Annotated in this window: 7 protein-coding genes; 3 read left to right on the top strand and 4 right to left on the bottom strand. The window is 66.4% G+C overall.

Features of this window, described 5'->3' with window-relative positions; translation table 11 throughout:
* Together FKP22_RS22450 and FKP22_RS22445 are read left to right on the top strand one after the other, a co-directional pair.
* The coding region (locus FKP22_RS22450) for a response regulator transcription factor (protein WP_141289906.1) at positions 1–291 on the top strand (291 nt) is incomplete at its 5' end.
* 120 nt (positions 292–411) lie between these two features.
* Entirely contained in the window at positions 412–699 is a 288-nt protein-coding gene (locus FKP22_RS22445) for a hypothetical protein (RefSeq protein ID WP_141289905.1), read from the top strand.
* A 36-nt stretch (positions 700–735) separates the two neighbouring features.
* Here FKP22_RS22445 and FKP22_RS32490 read toward each other — a convergent pair whose 3' ends face one another.
* A complete protein-coding gene (locus FKP22_RS32490; RefSeq protein ID WP_170201014.1) occupies positions 736–1,092 on the bottom strand; it encodes a hypothetical protein in 357 nt (118 codons plus the stop codon).
* Positions 1,093–1,248: 156 nt separating this feature from the next.
* Here FKP22_RS32490 and FKP22_RS22440 point away from each other — a divergent pair, with 156 nt between their 5' ends.
* Positions 1,249–1,941: a M48 family metalloprotease gene (locus FKP22_RS22440; RefSeq protein ID WP_170201013.1), complete on the top strand. Its 693-nt coding sequence runs from the start codon at positions 1,249–1,251 to the stop codon at positions 1,939–1,941.
* Here the strand turns inward: FKP22_RS22440 and FKP22_RS22435 are convergent.
* The 3 genes from FKP22_RS22435 to FKP22_RS22425 all read right to left on the bottom strand — a co-directional run.
* On the bottom strand, positions 1,890–3,005 hold the full coding sequence (locus tag FKP22_RS22435; RefSeq protein ID WP_141289903.1) for a methyl-accepting chemotaxis protein: 1,116 nt from the start codon (positions 3,003–3,005) through the stop codon (positions 1,890–1,892). The genes FKP22_RS22440 and FKP22_RS22435 overlap by 52 nt on opposite strands.
* A gap of 250 nt (positions 3,006–3,255) precedes the next feature.
* Positions 3,256–3,936: an HAD family hydrolase gene (locus FKP22_RS22430; protein ID WP_141289902.1), complete on the bottom strand. Its 681-nt coding sequence runs from the start codon at positions 3,934–3,936 to the stop codon at positions 3,256–3,258.
* 120 nt (positions 3,937–4,056) lie between these two features.
* Positions 4,057–4,324 (bottom strand): aminotransferase class IV (locus tag FKP22_RS22425; RefSeq protein WP_211361517.1); only part of this gene is annotated, 268 nt, incomplete at its 5' end.

Raw genomic sequence — 4,324 nt, 5'->3', positions numbered from 1 at the left:
GTGAGCTCGGTCGCGGCCAACCGGCCCTACGTGGACGCGCACACCGCGCAGGCGCTCGCTGTTGCCGAAGTGAGCGGCGGAACCAGCCCGGCCGAGACGCTCAGCGAACGCGAGTTCTCAGTGTTCGTGCAGCTCGCCCGTGGCCTGAGCGTGGCGCAGATCGCCGAGAACCTGAGCCTCTCGCAGAGCACCGTCGGCACCCACTTGTTCCACGTCAAGCAGAAGCTCGGCGCCAGCAACCAGTCGGAGCTGACGCTGGTCGCCCTGCGTTGGGGGCTGATCGAGGCCTGACTGTCCGAACACGTCCGTCGCGACCCAAAGCGGAAATGGCACTTGGCGAACTGAAGGTCGTAGAGCAGACCTTTGGCACGATGCCGTATGCTTCACTGACCCACGCCACTTGCGATCGAGATGACAGCCAAGCTATCGAAGGATGAACTTCTCCGCCTTCTCGATACCCTGATGCATCCGAAGGCAAGTGGTCTGACAGATGAAGAAAGCTACAACGAGGTCTTGCTGAGGTTCTGCGCGGGATGTCCTGACCCTGTCAAAGCGCGTTGGCTTGTCGTCGAGTGTCTCGACACCATGACGGATGAAGAAATGGTTGATCGCGCGCTGGCGATGCCGTTTCGCGCAATGACCACCGTTCCGACGAGTGAATTGCCGACCGGGCACCCATTGAGGAAATTGTCCAGATAGCAGCCGTCCGTCCGCGGCCGCTTGTTGCCGGAGCCTTTAGCCCATCGGCCGGAGTGGTGCATCCGGTAGCACCGGCGGCGCATCGCTCGCCAGCGAGTACACCTCGATCCCGCTGAGCACGCCGCCGCTCTCGTAGATGAAAGCTCCGGCCGGCGCCTCCATAGGCCCGCAAAGGAAATCGCCAAGAACGTGAACCCCTGGCGGAGCAGGCGGATGACCCTTGAGCTGGAAATTGATGCTCGCACATCCACAGGCGCACTGCCAGGGGGTCACCTCAAGTTCATCGAGTTGGGCGAGAGATGGCCCGGCTTCTTCCGTTCCGTTCTCCAGCATCCACTTGGCGAGAGCGCGCTCGCCAGCAGTCAGCGCCCGATTGGTAGAGACCGCATTCATTTGCGCAGTAGCCTACCTGAAAGCCTGCGCTCGCTACCGTCAGCTCCTGGCCGGCAGCCGCCACGCCCATCGAATGCGGGTTACCCCGCAATCTGGCATGGTTGTTGCACCGCACCAATGGCGGCGGGACATTGCCGCGTCGCGGGAGCGTACGACATGCGCTGGTGGATCGTCACACTCACTCTGCTGCTCGCAGGCCCGGCCACCCGCGCCGACGAGGGCATCCTCGGCGTACTGGCCAGCTCGCAGCTGACCCGGCTCGACCGCGTGACCCCGGCAGACCCCGCCAGTCCACGCGCCCGCACGGTGCGCGCCAGCTTCGAGACCCTGGCGCGCGTGTTGGCGCTCAGACACCCGGTGGAACTGCGCATGATCGAGGGCGACACCATCGCGGAGACGCTGCAGGGCCGCATCATCGTGGCGAACGAATCGCTGGGCGACCTGAGCGAGGGCGAGCGGATGTTCGTTCTCGCGCACGAACTGGGGCACATCGAGCTTCGCCACTGGGAGCAGACCGAGCGCCTCTACCAGAAATGGGTTCCGGGCGCCGTGACGCCAGACCAGACCGAGCCGGTGGCCGCACTGCTCGGACGCGACGCCTCCGGGCTTGCGCACCGGCAGGAACTCGAGGCCGATGCGTTCGCGCTGCATGCGCTGCACGCACTCGGCCGCACGTCTCAGGATGCCATGACAGCCTTCATGCACCTGGGCATGACCCAGGACACCGCCACGCACCCGGGAACGCGCAAACGGCTCGCATCGCTGCGAGCCGCCGATGCGCAGTGGTCGCGTGACGCTCAGGCGACGACTCGGAACGAGCTCATCGACTCCGTCAACTTGCCCGACTGACCCTTCAGCGACTGGGCCGCTGCCGCGAGTTCCTCGACGAGCGCGGCGTTCTGCTGCGTCATCGTGTCGATCTGGGCAATCGCGCTGTGCACCTGCTCGATGCCGTTGCTCTGTGATTGACCGGCGTCGGCGATGTCGGTGATCAGGGACGACACGCGCTTCACGCTTTCCAGAATCTCCTTCATCGTGCGCCCCGCGTCGTCGACCAGCTTGGAGCCGGCCTCGACCTTCTGGGTCGAGTCGCCGATGAGGGTCTTGATCTCACGTGCGGCGGTCGAGCTGCGCTGCGCGAGACTGCGCACCTCGGAGGCCACGACCGCGAAACCGCGGCCGTGCTCGCCGGCCCGTGCCGCCTCGACCGCGGCATTCAGCGCCAGGATGTTGGTCTGGAAGGCGATGCCGTCGATGACGCCGATGATCTCGGAGATCTTGGTCGCGCTGCCGTTGATCTCGCCCATCCGCAGGATCACGTCGCGCATCGTCTTCTCGCCGCGCGCTGCGACCTCGCTCGATTGCGTGACGACGGTGCGTGCCTCCTGCGTGCTGCGGGCATTGCTCTGCACCGTGTTGGCAAGCTGATCCATCGAGCTGGCGGTCTGCTGCAATGCGCTGGCCTGGCTCTCGGTACGGGTCGAGAGGTCGAGGTTGCCGTTGGCGATCTCCTCGGAGGCGATGTTCACGCCACCCACCGTTTCGCGCACCGCCAGCACCGTCTTGCGCAGCTTCTTGCGCATCGAATTGAGTTCGGCGCGCAGCCACGAGATCTCGTCCTTGCCGGGCGAGTCGATCACGCTTTCCAGGTCACCGCCGGCGATGCGGATCACGCATTGCACGGTCGATTCGACCGATTCCTTGATGCTGCTGCGGATCAGCATGCCCGCGAGCAGCGAGAACGCGCAGCCACCGAGTGCGGCAAAGCCCATGAACCAGACCGCGGTGCTTGCCGGCATCCCACCTTGCAGCGCCCATGCGCCACCAGCGCAGATGCCTGCGATGATGACTGCGGTGCAGCCAAAGCCAATCGTCACCCGGCGCACCAGGCTCACTCTCCGAATCCAACTCATGTGTGTCTCCGATAAACACCGCGATCGGCATCCCGTGCTTGCGATGCCCTGTTCTTTGTCGCTGAGGGGAGTTTCGGCCGCATTGGTTTCGACTTAAACAAATAAGTCACGCCACGCGGTCGCTGCGTTCAAGGGGGACCTGACGCGAAACAGCAGGTCTGGGGGCGCGCATGAGGAAACGCCGGGCCGCCCCAAGTTTTCTCATCCCCCTCGGGGGGCCTGACGCGAAGCGGCAGGTCTGGGGGCGCCATCAAGCCGTGTCGATGATCGGCCAGCCCGCCTGCAGCGCGTGCTGGCGCAGGCGGGTGTCCGGCCGCACGGCGACCGGGTTCGAGACCGCGCCGAGCAGCGGCAAGTCGCTCGCCGAATCCGAATAGAACCAGCTGTGCTCGAACGCCGCCAGGCCATCCGCGCCGCCGGGCATCTGCTGCGCCAGCCATTGCTGCACCCGCGTGACCTTGTGCTCGCGGAAGCAGGGCAAACCGTCAATGGCGCCGGTCAGCGCACCGTCCGGGTGGCCATCGGCGGTCGCCGCCTCGGTCGCGACGACATGCGCAATGCCGAACAGGCGAGCGCAGGGCTCAGCGATGAAACGGGTGGTGGCGGTGACGAGGGCGCAGAGCTCGCCAGCGGCTAGGTGGCGCTGCACCAGCGCACGCATGGCTGCGGGCACGCGAGGGCGCAGCGCACGCTCGAATTCGTTCGCCCACTGCGCCAGCCTCACCCGCGGCACGCTCGCCAGCGGCGCGACGCTGGCGAAGTGCATCGCGTGGATGTCCAGCGTGCCGGCCACGTACTGCCTGCAGTAGCCGAGGTAGGTTTCCTCGGCCTGCGCAGGCAGAACGCCCCGCCCGACCAGGAACTGCGTCCAGGCCATGCCACTGTCGAACGGGATCAGCGTATGGTCGAGGTCGAACAGCGCGAGGTTCACCGGCGTACCTTCGTGCTGCGCACTGCGGTGCGAGCTCCTTCGGACGGCCGAGCGGGGCTCACTGGCATACCTTCGTGCTGCGCACTGCGGTGCGAGCCCCTTCGGACGGCCGGGCGGGGCTCATGCGGAAACATGCCGCGGCAGCACCGCGAGTTCGGCGGGCAATGCGCCGCGCAGGGCGTTGCACACGACGATGCGCTCTGCTTGCGCGAGATCGGCGCGCGTCAGGCTGCGCAGCTGCGCGTTCCAGGCCGGGTCGTCGAGCAGCACGCCACGCATCACGCCCGGGAGCGCCCCGTCGGTGATCGGCGGCGTCCACCAGCGGCCATCGATGCGAACGAACACGTTGCTGCGCCCGCCTTCGACGAGCCGGCCCGCACGGCTGAAG

Origin of the sequence: Ideonella azotifigens, assembly GCF_006519715.1 — a bacterium.
In the GTDB taxonomy this organism is placed as follows: domain Bacteria; phylum Pseudomonadota; class Gammaproteobacteria; order Burkholderiales; family Burkholderiaceae_C; genus Ideonella; species Ideonella azotifigens.
The sequence above is the reverse complement of the archived record's forward strand: the minus strand, read 5'-3'. Positions and strand labels throughout refer to the sequence as shown.

Bases quoted from the DNA above. Each gene is read 5' to 3' on its own strand.
- FKP22_RS22445 (WP_141289905.1), top strand. From the start codon at position 412: ATGACAGCCAAGCTATCGAAGGATGAACTTCTCCGCCTTCTCGATACC.
- FKP22_RS32490 (WP_170201014.1), bottom strand. From the start codon at position 1,092: ATGAATGCGGTCTCTACCAATCGGGCGCTGACTGCTGGCGAGCGCGCT.
- FKP22_RS22440 (WP_170201013.1), top strand. From the start codon at position 1,249: ATGCGCTGGTGGATCGTCACACTCACTCTGCTGCTCGCAGGCCCGGCC.
- FKP22_RS22435 (WP_141289903.1), bottom strand. From the start codon at position 3,005: ATGAGTTGGATTCGGAGAGTGAGCCTGGTGCGCCGGGTGACGATTGGC.